The 17,745-nt window shown below is 41.0% G+C and carries 15 protein-coding genes; 5 read left to right on the forward strand and 10 right to left on the reverse strand.

Translation table 11 applies throughout. The annotated features are described in order from the left end of the window. Positions 1-18 precede the first annotated feature (18 nt). On the forward strand, positions 19-462 hold the full coding sequence (locus BI198_RS07735) for a DUF4826 family protein (protein ID WP_070049039.1): 444 nt from the start codon (positions 19-21) through the stop codon (positions 460-462). 99 nt (positions 463-561) lie between these two features. On the opposite strand, the gene BI198_RS07740 is transcribed toward BI198_RS07735, so the two are convergent. From BI198_RS07740 to BI198_RS07760, 5 genes are all read right to left on the reverse strand, one after another. Further along, positions 562-1,716 carry a ribosomal protein uL16 3-hydroxylase gene (locus BI198_RS07740; protein WP_070049040.1) on the reverse strand — a complete coding sequence of 385 codons (1,155 nt, stop codon included), beginning with the start codon at positions 1,714-1,716 and terminating at the stop codon, positions 562-564. Positions 1,717-1,815: 99 nt separating this feature from the next. Then, the gene (gene purB / locus BI198_RS07745) at positions 1,816-3,183 is read right to left on the reverse strand and encodes an adenylosuccinate lyase (protein WP_070049041.1); all 1,368 of its coding nucleotides are present in this window, start codon (positions 3,181-3,183) and stop codon (positions 1,816-1,818) included. Positions 3,184-3,191: 8 nt separating this feature from the next. After that, the gene (gene hflD / locus BI198_RS07750; RefSeq protein ID WP_070049042.1) at positions 3,192-3,830 is read right to left on the reverse strand and encodes a high frequency lysogenization protein HflD; all 639 of its coding nucleotides are present in this window, start codon (positions 3,828-3,830) and stop codon (positions 3,192-3,194) included. After that, positions 3,830-4,930, reverse strand: coding sequence for a tRNA 2-thiouridine(34) synthase MnmA (mnmA, locus tag BI198_RS07755; protein WP_070050753.1), 1,101 nt, complete (start codon positions 4,928-4,930; stop codon positions 3,830-3,832). The genes hflD and mnmA overlap by 1 nt, the downstream gene beginning before the upstream one ends. Positions 4,931-4,998: 68 nt before the next feature. After that, entirely contained in the window at positions 4,999-5,454 is a 456-nt protein-coding gene (locus tag BI198_RS07760) for an NUDIX domain-containing protein (protein ID WP_070049043.1), read from the reverse strand. Positions 5,455-5,699: 245 nt separating this feature from the next. On the opposite strand from BI198_RS07760, the gene BI198_RS07765 reads away from it, so the two are divergent. Further along, positions 5,700-7,928, forward strand: coding sequence for an NADP-dependent isocitrate dehydrogenase (locus tag BI198_RS07765; RefSeq protein ID WP_070049044.1), 2,229 nt, complete (start codon positions 5,700-5,702; stop codon positions 7,926-7,928). A gap of 114 nt (positions 7,929-8,042) precedes the next feature. Here BI198_RS07765 and cspD read toward each other — a convergent pair whose 3' ends face one another. Continuing rightward, the gene (gene cspD, locus BI198_RS07770) at positions 8,043-8,261 is read right to left on the reverse strand and encodes a cold shock domain-containing protein CspD (protein ID WP_070049045.1); all 219 of its coding nucleotides are present in this window, start codon (positions 8,259-8,261) and stop codon (positions 8,043-8,045) included. A gap of 215 nt (positions 8,262-8,476) precedes the next feature. On the opposite strand from cspD, the gene clpS reads away from it, so the two are divergent. Both clpS and clpA read left to right on the forward strand, forming a co-directional pair. Next, positions 8,477-8,797: an ATP-dependent Clp protease adapter ClpS gene (clpS, locus tag BI198_RS07775; RefSeq protein ID WP_070050755.1), complete on the forward strand. Its 321-nt coding sequence runs from the start codon at positions 8,477-8,479 to the stop codon at positions 8,795-8,797. A gap of 53 nt (positions 8,798-8,850) precedes the next feature. Continuing rightward, positions 8,851-11,118, forward strand: a complete 2,268-nt coding sequence (clpA, locus tag BI198_RS07780; RefSeq protein ID WP_070049046.1) for an ATP-dependent Clp protease ATP-binding subunit ClpA — start codon at positions 8,851-8,853, stop codon at positions 11,116-11,118. Between the two features lie 97 nt (positions 11,119-11,215). Here the strand turns inward: clpA and infA are convergent, their stop codons facing one another. The 4 genes from infA to trxB form a co-directional block, all read right to left on the reverse strand. Continuing rightward, entirely contained in the window at positions 11,216-11,434 is a 219-nt protein-coding gene (gene infA / locus BI198_RS07785; RefSeq protein WP_070049047.1) for a translation initiation factor IF-1, read from the reverse strand. 96 nt (positions 11,435-11,530) lie between these two features. Then, complete coding sequence (locus BI198_RS07790; RefSeq protein ID WP_070049048.1) at positions 11,531-12,229, reverse strand: arginyltransferase; 699 nt, start codon at positions 12,227-12,229, stop codon at positions 11,531-11,533. 35 nt (positions 12,230-12,264) lie between these two features. Then, positions 12,265-12,987: a leucyl/phenylalanyl-tRNA--protein transferase gene (gene aat / locus BI198_RS07795; protein WP_083256579.1), complete on the reverse strand. Its 723-nt coding sequence runs from the start codon at positions 12,985-12,987 to the stop codon at positions 12,265-12,267. Positions 12,988-12,996: 9 nt separating this feature from the next. After that, entirely contained in the window at positions 12,997-13,953 is a 957-nt protein-coding gene (gene trxB / locus BI198_RS07800) for a thioredoxin-disulfide reductase (protein ID WP_070050758.1), read from the reverse strand. Positions 13,954-14,209: 256 nt separating this feature from the next. On the opposite strand from trxB, the gene BI198_RS07805 reads away from it, so the two are divergent. Beyond that, positions 14,210-17,512, forward strand: coding sequence for a sensor histidine kinase (locus tag BI198_RS07805; RefSeq protein WP_070049049.1), 3,303 nt, complete (start codon positions 14,210-14,212; stop codon positions 17,510-17,512). The last annotated feature ends 233 nt before the right edge of the window (positions 17,513-17,745 follow it).

Here is a 17,745-nt window from a genome sequence, read left to right on the forward strand (position 1 = left end):
ACCCTAGGAAGTCGTACAATGAGTGAGCAGTTAACTCAAGAGCAACAAGCAGAACAAGCAGAGATTGAACAAGCACGGGCCGAGTGGGTGCGTAAGCAATTTCAAAAGGCCAATGAATATTTAGCCTCTAAAGGCATAGTGCCAGATAATGTCAGCGTACAAGATAGCCGCTATTTACCGCCATATATGGCCGTTTGGAAGCTAAATACTTTGCAAAAACAATCGTTTTGGGTAATTAGTGGTGACTTGCCGACTGATCATATAGCGTTATCAGCTGCAGAGAATGCTCGAGAAGCCGTACGTGCTTTTTCACTGCAATGGCAGATGAAAGCTCAACAAATTATTAATGCCGGTATTGATGATAAAACTAAACATGACTTTGCACAGCTACTTATTAGCCGCGCAGAAAGCTTATATAACATGTTTGAAGATGAGCAGCTTTGGCAGGCTGAGATAGCTTAATCGTAAACATTTGATTACAGCCATAAAAAACCGCAATTACTGCGGTTTTTTTATTGGCGACGAATTAAATTGTTTTACAGCAAATTTTTAGCAAAGCGCTTATTCAGTAAAGTACCAATAACCTTGATTAATTAACTGGGTTAATAATTGTAATCGAGATTCAGACTGACAGAAAATCAGATTATCGGCAGCAGATAGCTTATCTTGATCGGTTAATAGTTTAACTGTTGCCAATTCCGTAGCGGGGACCACGACTTTATCACCGTTAATAAACAGTAAAATTTCATTGTTGTTGTCTGCTTGATAATAGCAACTACGTAAACCGCCAACACGTGTTAATACTGAACCTTCTTCAATATACTCAGCAATTTCTTCGCTAGTATAATGCGGATCTGGTTGGTTAATATCTAACTCGTGCTTTGCTTGACTAATCATCTCACCAAACCAGTGCGGTAATAACGCATCATCATTGGCCATAGCGCTAACTAGTTGTTTAACTTGCTGTAAATCAGCAGAAGTAATAGCACCAATTGACTCAGCGGCTTGACGGTTTTTATCGCTAAAACGTTGGCCACTAAGGTTTTGATCTAATAAATGATCAGCAAAACCATTAATTAAATCTTTTTGCGACGGGGCTCTAAAACCAACTGAATAATTTAGACTGTTTTCAACACTCGTGCCTTCGTGTGGGCAATTTGGTGGAATATATAAGATATCACCTGGCTCAGTAATGACATCTATACAGTCGGTAAAGGGCGTGACTTGTAATAAACGTGGGTGAGGGCAGTGTTGTTGTAAGCTGGCATCAGGCATACCGACACGCCAGTGCCGCTTACCTTGACCTTGTATAATAAACACATCGTATTGATCTAAATGCGGGCCAACACCACCACCAGGTGTGGAAAAGCTAACCATCAAATCATCTATGCGCCAGTTAGGAATAAAACGAAAAGGATTTAATAATTCTGCGGCTTCTGCATGCCAGTGATCGACGGCTTGGACTAATAAAGTCCAATTTTTTTCGCCAAAACTATCAAACTCAGTAAAGGGCCCCGAATGTAGTTGCCAGTCATCATTTAAGTTACTGACTATACGTGAATCAATCTCATCTTCTAGTGCTAAACCAGCGACTTCGTCAGCTGTTAATGGGTCAACAAATTGTTTAAAGCCCGCTTTAATCAGTACCGGCTTTTGTTGCCAGTAATGTTGTAAAAAATCACTAACGCTAAGTTCGCCCCAATTCAGTGTGTACATAGTTATTCCTGACATATGCTTTGAAAAAAGTTCTGATAAAAAAGGCGCTAATAGATTAGCGCCTAGTATAAATACTTAAGTGTAAACCGCTAAATCAAATTACAAAGTGTCGGTAATACTAACGGCGGCACCAATGTAATTGGCCGGTGTTAACTGTTTTAGCTGCTGCTTAACGTCGTCTGGTAGCGCTAAGCTATCAATAAAGGTATGTAAGTCAGCTGCGGTAATTCGTTTGCCACGCGTTAATTCTTTTAACTTTTCATACGGCTTTTCAATCGCATATTTGCGCATCACCGTTTGTACTGGTTCGGCTAATAACTCCCAGTTCTTATCAAGCTCAGCTAATAAGTTTTCAGCATTAACTTCAAGTTTACTAATGCCTTTTAACGTTGCTTGATAAGCAATAATAGTATAACCAAAACCCATACCTAAATTACGCAACACGGTAGAGTCAGTTAAATCACGCTGCCAGCGTGATACCGGTAACTTAGCCGATAAATGATTAAATAACGCGTTTGCGATACCTAAGTTACCTTCTGAATTTTCAAAATCGATAGGGTTAACTTTATGCGGCATGGTAGACGAACCAATTTCGCCAGCGATAGTGCGCTGTTTAAAGTGGCCTAGCGCGATGTAACCCCAAATATCACGATCAAAGTCGAGTAAAATGGTATTAAAACGGGCTACCGCATCAAATAATTCTGCAATGTAGTCATGTGGTTCAATCTGGGTAGTGAACGGGTTCCAGCTTAAGCCTAAGCCGGTGACAAACTGTTCAGATAATTGATGCCAATCTAACTCAGGGTAAGCTGATATGTGGGCATTATAGTTACCCACGGCACCATTTAGTTTGCCCAATACCTCAACTGCGGCAATTTGGTCACGTTGACGTTTTAAACGCATATAAACGTTGGCCATTTCTTTACCCATCGTAGTAGGTGAAGCAGGCTGGCCATGGGTGCGCGCCATCATAGGAATGGTTTTATGTTCGTTAGCTAAGTTTTTTATCGCGTCGAGTAAGGCATCGCATTGCGGTAATAATACTTTGCTTCTGGCATCATTTAACATTAAACCGTGCGATAAGTTATTAATGTCTTCAGAAGTACAGGCAAAGTGAATAAACTCGCTAATAGCCGCTAACTCGGCATTGTTAGCCACTTTTTCTTTTAATAAATATTCAACCGCTTTAACATCATGGTTTGTGGTCGCTTCAATATCCTTTACCCGTTGGGCGTCTTCTAGGCTGAAGTTGGCAACTATGCTATCTAACACTTCATTTGCGCTTGCTGATAAATTTGGTACTTCAGTAATACCCTTGGTAGTGGCTAAAAACTGTAACCACCGTACCTCGACGGTAACCCGGTACTTTATTAAACCAAATTCGCTAAAATACTGGCGTAAATCAGCTGTTTTGCTGCCATAACGCCCATCTACAGGGGAAATGGCGGTAAGTGCGTTCAGTTGCATGTCGGCTCCTATAAGCTCGAAGGGGACAGCTGTGCTAAAGCCTGTTTGGCTTCTGCCACCAGCTTGCGGCGTTTAAAGATAAAATGTAAGCGACTGCCACCGGCTTGACGCCATAATACAGCAGCCCGGATAGCGGCTAATAACAAAGCACGAACTTTATGTTGTACATTGTTTTGCTTTAGTATTTCAGGCTGGCCATATATTTGGATCCGACTGCCCATACTACTAATACAGTTGCTATAAATATCAGCAAGGTTAGCAATGACATTGTCATCGGTAACGGTAAAATGTTGTAACTGACGTTCTAAATGTTGCAGCTTATTCGCTAACTGGTCCATTTGCTTTGGGTTTTTGTGCAGTTTTCGCTCAAGCGCAAATACACCCACAAGGTAGCGGGTGAGTTCTACGTCTTTTTCGGGCTTATCACCTAATTGGTCGACAATTAACTGCAGGCCCATTTTTAAGTTGGCTAATTCACCGCCATAAACATCCAGTGGGCTTGCCGCGTCTAATTTAGCGACACTGCCAAGGCAGACAGCAAGTTCTTGTTGCATACTGCTAGTGCTGCGAGCGCTGTGCTGTACTAGCTTTACAGCTTGGCATAAGCCAGCTAGGGCGATAATTTGATTACTTAGTGATTTGTCCATTAGTGTACTGCTACATCAATAATGCCGCCACCAAGGCAGACGTCATTCAGATAAAACACCGCAGATTGACCAGGTGTCACGGCTTTTTGCGGCGTATCGAAAGTTACCATAACATCACCATTCTCTTGCGGGATTAGGGTGCAACCAATATCTTGTTGTCTATATCGGGTTTTAACGCTGCATTTTAGCTCAGCACTGGGGCCTTTACGATCTGTCCAATGTAATTGCTTGGCAATTAAACCGGTTGATAATAACCGTGGGTGATCGTGGCCTTGAGCTACAATAAGTTGGTTATTGACTAAATCTTTATCAACCACGTACCAAGGCTCTTCGCTTGCATCACGCAAACCGCCAATACGTAAACCTTTACGCTGGCCAAGGGTGTGATACATCAGACCGTCGTGCTGACCAATTACCGCACCATCAACACTGACGATATCGCCCGGTTGTGCTGGTAAATACTGTTGTAAAAAGTCTTTGAATTTACGCTCACCAATAAAACAAATACCGGTGCTATCTTTTTTATCGTGTGTGATTAAACCTTGTTCTTCGGCAATAGCGCGAACTTCTGGCTTCTCTAATTCACCAATAGGGAATAAGGTTTGACTGACATGTTGTTCATTAAGCGTATATAAAAAATAGCTTTGATCTTTATTATTATCTAAACCGCGTAATAGCTGCCAATGGCCATCGATAAAGCGTCGACGGACATAGTGCCCGGTAGCGATATAATCGGCCTGTAAGGCTTCAGCGGCAAATTCTAAAAAGGCTTTAAATTTAATTTCTTTATTGCACATGATGTCGGGATTAGGCGTACGACCGGCTTTATATTCAGCCAGGAAATACTCAAACACATTATCCCAATACTCAGCAGCAAAGTTAACTTTATGCAGGACTATACCTAGCTTGTCACAGACATTTTGGGCATCTGCCATATCTTCTGCTGCAGCACAATACTCATCATTATCATCTTCTTCCCAGTTTTTCATAAACAGGCCTTCGACTTGATAGCCTTGCTGGATAAGTAAATAAGCTGATACTGACGAATCAACCCCGCCGGACATGCCGACAATGACTTTTTTACTGCTGTTTTCTGCCATTACACCGTACTTTATACTAGTTAAAATCTCGGCGCGCATTATAGCACTCTTTTTACTGGCAAAGCATGTTATCTCGTTGGCTGGATCAGATTTAAGGGTAGACGTACGCCTTGTTGAAAGAGTTGTATGGCATCTAGCACCAGTTGGCTACGTACCGCCATACCAGAGTCAATAAGTTGTTGCTGACTATACCAATGTAAAGCCAAAATATCCGGATCGTGCGAACGATAGTGCTCAGGTAACTGGCTGGGCTCAAAAATAAAGTTAACCCGAACATAACGATGATCATTGGCTGCATGGAGCTGAGAGATGCCTAGCCAATGAGTTGGCGCTAGATTTAAACCGGTTTCTTCTAACAACTCACGACAGATTGCGCTGATTAAATCTTCATTTTCTTCAACATGACCAGCGGGTTGGTTTAACACGCGTAGCTGGCTTTGTTTATCAATTTCTTCGACAAATAAAAACTTATTATTGTAATGCACCACAGCGGCTACAGTGAGATGTAACTGACTTCTACTCATATTGGGTAATCTTATAGTTAACTAAAATCGCGGTTCTTTAATCTAACCGATCGCGCTATAACAATGGCGACTTAGCATATATGACCAGTAAGCCTTAGCCTATAGTCGCCTATTTTATTAAATGTCATGCTGCTATACTACGGCCGCTTTGCAACAAATGCGTTTAAAACATCAACATCGCACACTTATTAGTACTCAGTGCTGATAACGCTGCAGATGATCGCGAACACATTACAGGAATAAACATGTCAAACAAAATTGCAAAAATTATTTACACTGAAACAGACGAAGCGCCAGCCCTGGCGACTTACTCTTTTTTACCAATAGTTCAGGCTTTTGCCGCAGCAGCTAGCATTGAAGTTGAAACACGTGATATTTCGCTATCAGGGCGTATTATTGCCGTTTTCCCTGACTTTTTACAACCAGAGCAGCAAATAGCCGATGCGTTAGCTGAACTGGGTGAGATGGCAAAACAGCCTGAAGCCAACATTATTAAATTACCAAATATTAGTGCTTCTACACCGCAGTTAAATGCCGCAATTAAAGAATTACAGCAAAAAGGCTATGCGTTACCTAATTATCCTGTTGAGCCTAAGACTGATCAAGAACGCGATATTAAAGCTCGTTACGATAAAATTAAAGGCAGTGCAGTAAATCCTGTATTGCGTGAAGGTAACTCAGATCGTCGTGCTCCAGCGTCTGTTAAGCAATATGCACGTAAAAACCCACATAGCATGGGGGCGTGGTCTGCAGAGTCTAAGTCACATGTTGCCCATATGTCTGAAGGTGACTTTTATAGTAGTGAGCAGTCAACTACGTTAGAACAAAATGATACTTTAAAAATTCAGCTGGTTGCTAAAGACGGTAGCGTTACGGTATTAAAACCCGAGTTAAAAGTATTAGCCGGTGAAATAATTGATGCTGCTACCATGAGTAAAGCCGCGTTATGTGCGTTTTATCAAGCGCAAATCACTGAAGCTAAGCAGCAAGACGTATTATTATCGTTGCACTTAAAAGCCACCATGATGAAAGTATCTGACCCCATTATGTTTGGTCATGCCGTTATTACTTTCTTTAAATCTGCTTTTGATAAACATGCGGCATTATTTGCCGAGTTAGGCGTTGACGTTAAAAACGGTGCCGGTGATATATATAGTAAAATCACTAGTTTGCCACAAGCTAAGCAAGACGAAATTATCGCTGATTTAAATGCTTGTTATGCTAAGCAACCTGAATTAGCGATGGTGAATTCAGATAAAGGTATTACTAATCTACATGTACCAAGCGATGTGATTATTGATGCTTCTATGCCAGCCATGATCCGTAGCTCAGGTAAAATGTGGGATACCGCAGGCAACCTAAAAGATACTAAAGCTATGATCCCAGATCGCTGCTATGCCGGTGTGTATCAAGAAACGATTAGCTTCTGTAAAAAGCATGGTGCATTTGATCCTAAAACCATGGGCTCAGTGCCAAACGTAGGTTTAATGGCGCAAAAAGCAGAAGAATATGGCTCGCACGATAAAACGTTCGAGATTGCTACTGCCGGTGTTGTACAAGTATTAAATAGCCAAGGCGAAACTGTATTTGAACACGCTGTTGAACAAGGTGACATTTGGCGTATGTGCCAAGCCAAAGATGCACCCATCCGTGATTGGGTTAAATTAGCGGTTAATCGTGCTCGTTTAAGCAATACCCCAGCCGTATTCTGGTTAGACGAAAACCGTGCTCATGACCGTCAATTAATGACAAAAGTGCATAGCTATTTAAAAGAGCACGATACTAACGGCTTAGACATACAAATTATGTCGCCAGTTGAAGCAACGCGTTTCTCTTTAGCTCGGATCAAAGAGGGTCTAGATACTATTTCAGTAACGGGTAACGTATTACGTGACTACTTAACAGATTTATTCCCAATTTTAGAATTAGGCACTAGTGCTAAAATGCTGTCAGTGGTTCCGTTGATGAACGGTGGCGGTTTATTTGAAACTGGCGCGGGTGGTTCAGCACCTAAACATGTTGAGCAATTCTTAAAAGAAAACTACTTACGTTGGGATTCACTAGGTGAGTTTTTAGCCTTAGCCGCATCGTTAGAGCATTTAAGCCAAGTAACCGACAACAGCAAAGCAAAAATTTTAGCCGACGCTTTAGATCAAGCGACAGCGAAGTTTTTAGACAATGATAAATCACCACGTCGTAAACTAGGTGAGTTAGATAACCGTGGTAGTCACTATTATTTAGCGATGTATTGGGCTGAAGCGTTGGCCAATCAAACGGCTGACACTGAATTGCAAAGTCGTTTTGCTAAATTAGCACAAACACTTAATCAGCAAGAAGCGACCATTATTGCTGAATTAAATGGTGCCCAAGGTAAGGCGGTCGATATTAATGGTTATTATCGTCCTGATAGCGATTTAGTATCAACCGCTATGCGTCCAAGCCAAACCTTAAATGCATCGTTAGCGTCGTTATAATTTACGACAGCATTAACGACAGCATTAGTGGCATCTGATAAATAAAAAGCAGGCTTAAAGCCTGCTTTTTTATTATATCCTTGACCCTAATTTTTTGTACCTTAGGCGGCTTGTTTATTCTACCAAGTCTTCAGGAAGCTTGATATTTACCGCATGTAGCCCTTTTGGCCCATCTGATAAATCAAACTGAACATCTTGGCCCGCTTTTAGAGTACGGTAGCCATCCATACTTATGGTGGAGTAATGGGCGAAGATATCTTCATCGCGACCATCTTCTCGAATAAACCCAAATCCTTTGGCGTTATTGAACCATTTTACTTTACCGGTAGCCATACAACTTACTTCCTTCTCTAAGTTAGCTAAATTCTGTATTCTAGTTTAAATGGTGGGGGGAAATGCGTCACCTCCATCAACTACTGTAGATAATTTGAGCAAACAGTCAAGTTGTTTGCAAAAATAAACTTAAAATTTACTAGATATTAACCTTAACCCTTTGATGGATGACGCAGCTATGGCTATAGTTTATGAACAGTAATAAAGAAAAGTTTATGAATAGTAATAAAGAAACAGAAGATCAAGATATTGGATTAGAGCAATTAACACGGCAGCGTGTTGAACCGCCGCCAATGTATCGGGTGGTGTTGCATAATGATGATTACACCCCCATGGACTTTGTTATTGATGTATTAAGTCGATTTTTTAATTTACAGTATGAGCAAGCCACTGAAATTATGTTAAAAGTACATTATGAAGGGAAAGGCATTTGTGGCACTTTTACTGCAGAAATAGCCGAGACCAAAGTTCAGCAAGTGATGCAGTATGCAAAAGAGCATCAGCATCCATTACTGAGTACGATGGAGCGTGCATAAGTGCACTCTTAGCATGGTCAATTATTGTTACTCAGGTAGTTTAGGAGTTGTTTATGTTGAATAAAGATCTTGAGTTAACGCTGAATCTAGCCTTTAGATTTGCTCGTGAGCGTCGGCACGAATATATGACAGTAGAGCACCTATTGTTAGCGCTGTTAGATAACCCTGCAGCAGGTGAAGCGCTGCGCTCTTGTGCTGTAAATATTGATAAGTTACGGGCAGAGCTAGCTAGTTTTATTGATTCAACTACACCGGTATTACCCGAAGGTGAGTTAGAGCGTGACACGCAACCAACATTAGGTTTTCAGCGAGTATTACAACGGGCTGTCTTTCATGTTCAGTCATCGGGTAAGGTTGAAGTAACTGGTGCCAATGTTTTAGTCGCTATTTTTAGTGAGCAAGAGTCGCAAGCGGTATATCTACTGAAAAAAGTTGATATTAGTCGCTTGGATGTTGTTAATTATATTTCGCATGGTGTGACTAAAACTGAAAAGTTAGAGCAGCATGATGAGCATGGTCAAGATGACGTGACTGAAGTGGTAAGCGATGACAGTAAATATTTAGAGAACTTCACCACAAATTTAAATGTTTTAGCTCAAAATGGTGAAATTGATCCGTTAATTGGCCGCGATAAAGAAGTAGAGCGTGCAGTACAAGTGCTGTGTCGGCGTAAAAAGAATAACCCGCTGTTAGTGGGTGAAGCTGGCGTAGGTAAAACGGCTATTGCCGAAGGCTTAGCTTATCGAATTGTAAAAAATGAGGTGCCAGAAGTTATTGCTAATGCAACTATCTACTCGTTAGATATGGGCGCATTGTTAGCTGGCACAAAATATCGTGGTGATTTTGAAAAGCGCTTAAAAGCGTTACTAAAAGAGTTACAACGGGAAAAAGATGCCATTTTATTTATAGATGAAATACATACTATCATTGGTGCTGGCGCTGCGTCAGGTGGTGTTATGGACGCATCCAATTTAATTAAACCCTTGTTATCAAGTGGCAAATTACGCTGTATGGGCTCAACTACATATCAAGAATATAAATCGGTGTTTGAAAAAGATACCGCTTTAGTCCGTCGTTTCCAAAAAATTGATGTGCTAGAGCCCAGTGTTGAAGATACCACCAAGATATTATTAGGTTTAAAAGAACGTTACGAGCAACATCATAATGTGCGCTATACCCAAAAAGCCATCCGTGCAGCGGCTGAACTGTCTGCTAAGTATATTAATGACAGGCATTTACCAGACAAAGCGATTGATGTTATTGATGAAGCGGGGGCCAGCCAGCGCTTATTACCCGAAAATAAGCGGCGCAAGGTAATTAATGTCGCTGAAATAGAGCATGTCATTGCAAAAATGGCGCGAATTCCTGAAAAGTCGGTATCAGCATCGGATACTGATGTGTTAGCCAACCTCGATCGTAATTTAAAACTAGTGGTCTTTGGTCAAGATAAGCCAATAGAGGTATTAACCTCAGCCATTCGTTTATCGCGGTCTGGATTAGGCAATGAAGAAAAGCCGATTGGTAACTTTTTATTTGCGGGCCCAACTGGTGTCGGTAAAACAGAAGTCACCAAGCAACTTGCTAAAGTGTTAGGAGTAGAATTACTGCGTTTTGATATGTCGGAATATATGGAACGCCATTCTATTAGCCGCTTAATAGGTGCGCCGCCAGGTTATGTTGGTTTTGATCAAGGTGGCTTATTAACGGATGCAGTATCCAAGCACCCCTATTCTGTCGTATTACTGGATGAAATAGAAAAGGCGCATAGTGATATTTACAATATTTTGTTGCAGGTAATGGACCACGGTACCTTAACCGATAATAACGGTCGTAAAATTGACTTTAGAAACGTGGTGTTAGTTATGACTACTAACGCAGGCGTACAAGAGACTGTACGTAAGTCTATCGGCTTTAAACAGCAAGACCATAGTCATGATGCACTTAATGAAATTAACCGCACCTTTAGCCCTGAGTTTCGAAATCGCTTAGACGGTATTATTTGGTTTCAACACTTATCTGAAAATATTATTTTACAGATTGTGGATAAATTTATTTGTGACCTACAGGTGCAACTGGATAAAAAGCAAGTGGCGCTTGAAATTGATGCTAATGCAAGACAGTGGTTAGCAGATAAAGGCTACGATAAAACAATGGGCGCTAGACCGATGGCACGAGCAGTGCAAGAGCATTTGAAAAAGCCATTGGCTAATGAATTGTTGTTTGGGCAGTTAGTGCATGGCGGGGATGTAAAAGTGGCGTTAGTTAATGACGAATTACACTTTGAATATCAAGTTGCTAATGAACCGGCGTTAACCGATTAAGCTGGAGTAGAAATTTACAATTAGCCAAAACTAAAAACCCGGTTTAAGCCGGGTTTATTATATTTTGCCATGTAGATAAAACAGCACTTAACATCAATTAACGTTGGCGGAAAACAATTCGGCCTTTGCTTAAATCGTATGGTGTTAGCTCTACAGTCACTTTATCGCCTGTTAAAATGCGGATATAGTTTTTACGCATTTTACCAGAAATATGTGCGGTAACGACATGGCCGTTTTCCAGTTCAACTTTGAACATGGTATTTGGCAAGGTATCCAAAATGGTACCTTGCATTTCAATAACGTCTTCTTTCGCCATTCAGCGCATTTGCCTCTTTAAATTTGGATGAACCATAAAAAAATCTGCGCAGATTGTGCCGAAATCGACGGCAGAAGTAAAGTAAGAAGCGCTTTTTTAGCCAAATGAGTGCCAATGTCCCTGAATAAAGCGCTGTTGAGGCTTAAAATTAGCTTTGTAAGCCATTTTTTCGCAATTATCGATACTGTAACCAAGGTAAAGCCATGACTTGTCTAATTGCTGGGTTATTTGGGCTAAATTAAGTATGGCTAATTTGCCAGGAGAAAACGGGCTAACCGTTGGACAATAAAAGGTATAAACCGCTGATAGCCCATCAGGCAACACATCAACCACAGTAACACTGACTAATTGGTCATTAAGGTACTGTTCTAAAAAGTGTACCGCAAGCCAGCTACATTCCAGCATACTATTTAAGTCTGTCTCTGATGCAGGATACATGCTGCTATCACGGTGCTTAAACGCGATGTAAGCTTGATACAAGCCAAAGTAGGGCTGCGATGGCGTATCGACAAGTTGGAAACGCCACGCGGCATTGAGGGCTTTTTTGGCTAACCTGCGTTGGCTTGTACTAAGTGTTAATAAACGAGGATTTAAACGCACCGATTGGCAAGCATCACAGGCTGAACAATGTGGCCGATAAACTTGCTGATGGCTACGACGAAAGTTAGCATCAATCAGTTGCTGATAAAGCTCGGGGCTAAGCGGCGTTGCTGGTAACACAAAAGCCAGTCGTTGCTGCTGCGCAATGTAACTGCAGGGATTGTCATAGGTTAAACCTAACGTGATGCTTTGCATTGTGTTGCCTATGTTGCCTATGTTGCCTAAGTTGCTTATGGAGTTTCTGTAGCCAGAGTAATCATTCTGGGTTGCCAACAAGCTGGGTCAATTTTATTATCCCGCTGTTGCTGTAATAACGTCAAATAATCACTACGAGCAATTGTGCTTGCCCCCATTTGGCTTAAAAATGGATTAGGAATTTGACAGTCTATCCAGCCAGATGCGTGTTGTTGTAAATATTGCTGTAAGGCGATTAAGGCAAACTTAGCCATATTAGGCGCTAAGTTGAACATGGATTCGCCACAAAACAAACTGCCAGTGACGATGCCATATAAACCACCAACAAGCTGATTGTTATGCCAAACCTCAAGGCTATGGGCATGACCAAGCTGATGTAAATGACAGTAGGCATGCTGAATATCAGATAAGATCCAAGTTTCAGCCTGAGTTGGCCTTGGCGCAGCACAATGCCGAATAACCTGCTCAAAGCATTTGTTGATACTAAATTGTAACGGTTGTTTTTGCAGTTGCTTTCTAAGGCTTCGATTTAAGCTTAACGTATGGGGTGCAAAAATTGCACGCTGTGACGGGCTCCACCATAGAATAGGATCGCCCTGACTAAACCAAGGAAATATTGCTTGACGATAAGCATGAATTAACCGTTTTGCGGATAAATCGCCGCCCATTGCCAGCAAGCCATCAGGCGAGTTAAGCGCCTGTTCGACTGGCGGAAACAGCACGTCTGCTACCGCCAGTTGGGGTAAGTAAATTGGCAATGTTAATACTTACTTAATTAGCGCATCCAAGTAACGCTCGGCATCTAATGCGGCCATACAACCGGTGCCGGCAGAGGTGATTGCTTGGCGATAAATATGATCCGACACATCACCTGCGGCAAAAACTCCCGGTAAACTAGTTTGAGTTGCATTGCCATCTGAACCACTGTGAACTTTTATATAGCCACCATTCATGTCTAACTGGCCGGCAAAAATATCAGTATTAGGTTTATGACCAATTGCTATAAACACACCTTGCAGGGCTAATTCTTGATCCGACTCGCCTAGAGTTGATTTAAGCCGAACACCTGTTACACCACTATCATCACCCAATACTTCATCTAATTGACGGTGAGTGTGTAAAATAATATTGCCGTTTTTAACTTTCTCCATCAAACGGTCAACCAGAATTTTTTCTGCTTTAAAACTGTCACGACGATGAACCAGATGCACTTCTGCGGCTATGTTAGATAAATATAGCGCTTCTTCAACGGCAGTATTACCGCCACCAACAACAGCTACTTTTTGATTGCGATAGAAAAAACCATCACAAGTTGCACAAGCCGAGACACCACGGCCACTGTATAACTCTTCCGACGGTAAACCTAAATACTTGGCAGATGCACCGGTACAAATTATTAATGCATCACAGCTGTATACACTGTTATCGCCAGTAAGAATAAAAGGCCGCTGGTTAAGATCAACAGTATGTATATGATCAAATACGACTTCAGTATCAAAGGCTTCAGCATGCTTTAACATTCTGTCCATTAACGCTGGGCCGGTTAAACCATGTGCATCACCCGGCCAATTTTCTACGTCTGTAGTGGTGGTAAGTTGACCACCTTGCTGCATGCCAGTGATGAGTACAGGTTTAAGATTAGCCCGTGCTGCATACACGGCTGCGGTATAACCTGCTGGCCCAGAACCTAAAATAAGTAGCCGATTGTGTTTAATATCTGACATTGATTGCTCCAAAAACTGCTTTAAAATCATTAATGGTGCTGATTCTAAAAGAATGCAACCCAGAGTGAAAGTGCTAGACCTGATTTAGTCACAGCTGGGCTGTAAAACTAAATAGCATATGCTATTGTTTAACAAAATGTTATCTGCTGTACCGTTAGTATTATCATTGGTTTAATTGTTAACTTATACCCCCGAGGTTTACTTGCAGCGCAAAAACATTGCCTATTATTTCATCTTGCATTTGCTCTGCGTTGTAGTGTGGTCTTTTTCGTCGACTAACGTTCAAGCAGAAATCTTTAAACGCTTTGGTATTGATGATGGCTTACCCAACGCCACCATTTACAGTGTGGCTCAAGATCAACGCGGCTTTTTATGGCTAGGCTCTACTAACTCTGGTTTATTAAGATTTGATGGTTACCGTTTCCATGAATTTCCCGTACTCAGTGAAGCAGAACTCAGTACCAAACAAACACCGGATGTGGGCGTTATTATAATTGATACAGCCAATAACCTATGGGCTGGCACTTGGGGCTTTGGTTTATCAAAAATAGATAGTGAAACCGGTCAGCTACAACGCTTTACTACTAAAAATGGCTTAGCGGGCGATAAAGTACAAGTGCTGTTTCAAAGTGCTGATAAGGCAGTATGGGTTGGGACGACGGAAGGCTTAAGTCGAATCAGCCCTGACGGCAGTATATATACTATAAATACAGTTAGTGTAAGCAGTATTAAAGACTCAGCAAGTTCAGTAGAAGCTAGCTCTGAAGCAGAAGTTAACAATATCAGCCGGATTGCTCTTGCGCACCCTCGAGTGTGGAGTCTAAGCCAAACGGCAGACGGTACCCTATGGATTGGTACTTCGGCAGGTTTACAAGCGTGGCGGTCAAGCACTGGATTAACCGAAGTTTATGAATTAGTGGCCGGAGCTGATACTTTCAGCCGTAACAATGAAATAAGAGCTTTACTCGCAATTGATAACACTATTTGGATAGGTAGCCGAAATGGTTTATTTATTTATGAAAATAATAGTTTTATACCGGTTCAACTTAAGCATGATACCAGCCCAGAACCGATAATTAATGTGTTGAAAAAATCGGGTAATAACCAAATTTTGTTAGGAAGCTACGATGGTTTTTATCGGGTAGATAGCGAAAATAGACACTATATTAGTAGTAGCGGAGTTACTGCTTTAGATAATGTTAATATTCGTAGCATTATTGAAGATAACTCTGGTGTACTGTGGTTAGGCACCCGAGAAAGTGGTTTGTATCGTAGTAATAATGCCAGTGCGGCTTTTCAAACCCTTGCCGATATTTTACCCAATTTAGCTTTAGCTCAGAAACCATTCACCGTGACTAGTGTGCTAAAAACCAAAGATGCTATTTGGTTAGGCGGAACTGAGAGTGTGTATTTAATTGAGCCAACTAGCCAAAGTTTTCAAGAGTTTAAATTGGGTAGCCGTATTAATGCATTTGCTCAAGATGCAGATAATAGCGTTTTTATCGCGACTGATAATGGCTTGTATCAATATAAACATCAAATATTACATACCATCGATGCTCCCTTTAAAATCGCAAATGCCGCCAATCGAAATGTTAGAGATATCGTGATTGATGAGCAGGGGACTTTTTATTTAGGTTTATGGGGGCAAGGTGTTATTGAATGGCAACCAGAGGCGAATACCGTCCGCCAATGGCTAACTAATTTGCGTCAGCAAGATATGGGTAACACGGTACAAAACCTTCTGGTTACTGCTGATCAACAATTATGGGTGGCTACCCGTTATAGTGGTTTATTTCAAATTGATCTTAATAGCGGCGTAATTCAGCAACACAGTACCGAGCCGCAACAAAGTACCGAGCAACAACACAGCATTAAGCTGCCGCATAATGAAGTACATTGTATTAAAGAGTACCAGCAGACGTTAGCAATTTGTACTAAACAAGGCATAGTGCTTTACGATAGGAAACTGCATAAGCAAACCTTATATAATGAAAAAGAGGGGTTAATTGACGCCAATATTTTAGGCCTATTACAGCAAGAAAATCAAACAATATGGGCCTTGTCAGCTAGCGGGTTAAGTTTTCGTGATGCGCAGACAAACAGCTTTATTCATTATAATCGTAATGACGGCATGTTAGGTACTGAGCTAAATAGTAATGCCGTTGCTGCTGATGATAACTTACTTTATATAGGCAGTATTAACGGTCTAATTATAGTTAATCCAGCTTTATTACAAAGTAATCGTCGCGCACCCAAACCAGTATTAGCGGCCTTAACTATCGACCATGAAAATTTACAAGTGATGCCATTTCAACAAGACTGGCCGGTTATCGAACTCACTCAACAACAACACACCATTAATTTTGAATTTAGTGCGCTAGATTTTCATGATCCAGCGCGAAATCAATTTCATTATAAGTTGCAAGGGGTTGACCAAGACTGGGTGGTTGCTGATAAACGAAATAGTGCTTTTTATGCTAATTTACCGCCAGGTGAATATGCATTATGGTTAACAGCCTCTAATAATCATGGTGTGTTCAGTGCACCAGAAGTTAGCGCTCGATTAAAAGTTTTACCCCATTGGTGGCAGCAATCTTGGGTTATTTATTTAGCAATATTATTATCGATACTAGTCTTAGGTTTAATCCATCGATACAGGCTACGGCATATTCGACACATTAACCGATTACTGCAAGTAGCTGTCGATACTAAAGCTAAAGCCCAATTAGTGTTAGAAACGCGTGTAGCAGAGCGCACCCATGCTTTAGAAGAAAGCTCCATGACCTTGTCTTTACGCAGTAAACAGTTAGAAAAAAGTTTAGCGGCTTTAGCAACAAAAAACGAAGAACTAAAACGTTTAGATAAACTAAAAGATGAGTTTGTCGCGACGGTGAGCCATGAATTGCGCACCCCATTAACGGCAATACGAGGGGCGGTAGGGTTGTTAGCCCAAAATGTGATTAAAGCCGATTCGCCAGCGTATAAAAATATGCTAACGACTGCACAGCTTAATAGTGAGCGTTTAGCGCAACTGATTAATGATTTATTAGATTTACAAAAATTTGCTGCAGGTACCTTTACTTTAAGTCGCAATATATTTGATTTAGCTCAACTTGCTCAACAAGCTGTGCATGCCATGCAACCTTATGCAGATCGTTACTCGGTTCAGTTGTACTTAAATGATGACAATGATGCAAAATTATTGGTCAATGCGGATAGTTTGCGTATTCGTCAAGTTATGGATAATTTGATTTCGAATGCAATTAAGTTTTCACCCGAGCAAGGTTTAGTTACGGTGCAACTTTTTGTCGAGCAATCTTACGTAAAGTTACAAGTTGAAGATCAAGGCAGTGGCATCCCCGAAGCATTTAGAGCGCATATATTTCAAAACTTCTCTCAAGCTGATGGTTCTGATAGTCGCGCTAAAGAAGGCACAGGGCTTGGCTTAGCAATATGTAAAAAAATCATCATTAATCATCAAGGACAAATTGGTTTTAACTCAGAAGTAGGCCGCGGTAGCCAATTTTGGTTTAAGCTAGCCTTGATATCAGAGTGAAACTTCTAATTGTTATTGCTATTTCTACAACGAAATCTTGACCAGATAGTGGTCAATTTAAGCCAAATTTGTACCTAAGAGTATTGTTAATTATCTAGATTAGGAAATGTCATTTATTTGTAATGAATTTATAAGGTTTTTGTGCTTTATTTTTGGTCTATATGTCGGATAGTTTTAATTAACGCAGGATGCATAATTAACACAAGGATCGGACAAACTTATTAAGGCTATTA

The sequence above is a fragment of the Rheinheimera salexigens genome, from assembly GCF_001752395.1.
In the GTDB taxonomy this organism is placed as follows: domain Bacteria; phylum Pseudomonadota; class Gammaproteobacteria; order Enterobacterales; family Alteromonadaceae; genus Alishewanella; species Alishewanella salexigens.

Excerpts from the sequence above, each read along its gene's own strand:
- infA (WP_070049047.1), bottom strand. The coding sequence starts at position 11,434 with ATGGCGAAAGAAGACGTTATTGAAATGCAAGGTACCATTTTGGATACC.
- purB (WP_070049041.1), bottom strand. The coding sequence starts at position 3,183 with ATGCAACTGAACGCACTTACCGCCATTTCCCCTGTAGATGGGCGTTAT.
- BI198_RS07790 (WP_070049048.1), bottom strand. The coding sequence starts at position 12,229 with ATGCAAAGCATCACGTTAGGTTTAACCTATGACAATCCCTGCAGTTAC.
- BI198_RS07765 (WP_070049044.1), top strand. The coding sequence starts at position 5,700 with ATGTCAAACAAAATTGCAAAAATTATTTACACTGAAACAGACGAAGCG.
- BI198_RS07735 (WP_070049039.1), top strand. The coding sequence starts at position 19 with ATGAGTGAGCAGTTAACTCAAGAGCAACAAGCAGAACAAGCAGAGATT.
- hflD (WP_070049042.1), bottom strand. The coding sequence starts at position 3,830 with ATGGACAAATCACTAAGTAATCAAATTATCGCCCTAGCTGGCTTATGC.
- clpA (WP_070049046.1), top strand. The coding sequence starts at position 8,851 with ATGTTGAATAAAGATCTTGAGTTAACGCTGAATCTAGCCTTTAGATTT.
- trxB (WP_070050758.1), bottom strand. The coding sequence starts at position 13,953 with ATGTCAGATATTAAACACAATCGGCTACTTATTTTAGGTTCTGGGCCA.
- cspD (WP_070049045.1), bottom strand. The coding sequence starts at position 8,261 with ATGGCTACCGGTAAAGTAAAATGGTTCAATAACGCCAAAGGATTTGGG.
- BI198_RS07760 (WP_070049043.1), bottom strand. The coding sequence starts at position 5,454 with ATGAGTAGAAGTCAGTTACATCTCACTGTAGCCGCTGTGGTGCATTAC.
- BI198_RS07740 (WP_070049040.1), bottom strand. The coding sequence starts at position 1,716 with ATGTACACACTGAATTGGGGCGAACTTAGCGTTAGTGATTTTTTACAA.
- clpS (WP_070050755.1), top strand. The coding sequence starts at position 8,477 with ATGAATAGTAATAAAGAAACAGAAGATCAAGATATTGGATTAGAGCAA.
- mnmA (WP_070050753.1), bottom strand. The coding sequence starts at position 4,930 with ATGGCAGAAAACAGCAGTAAAAAAGTCATTGTCGGCATGTCCGGCGGG.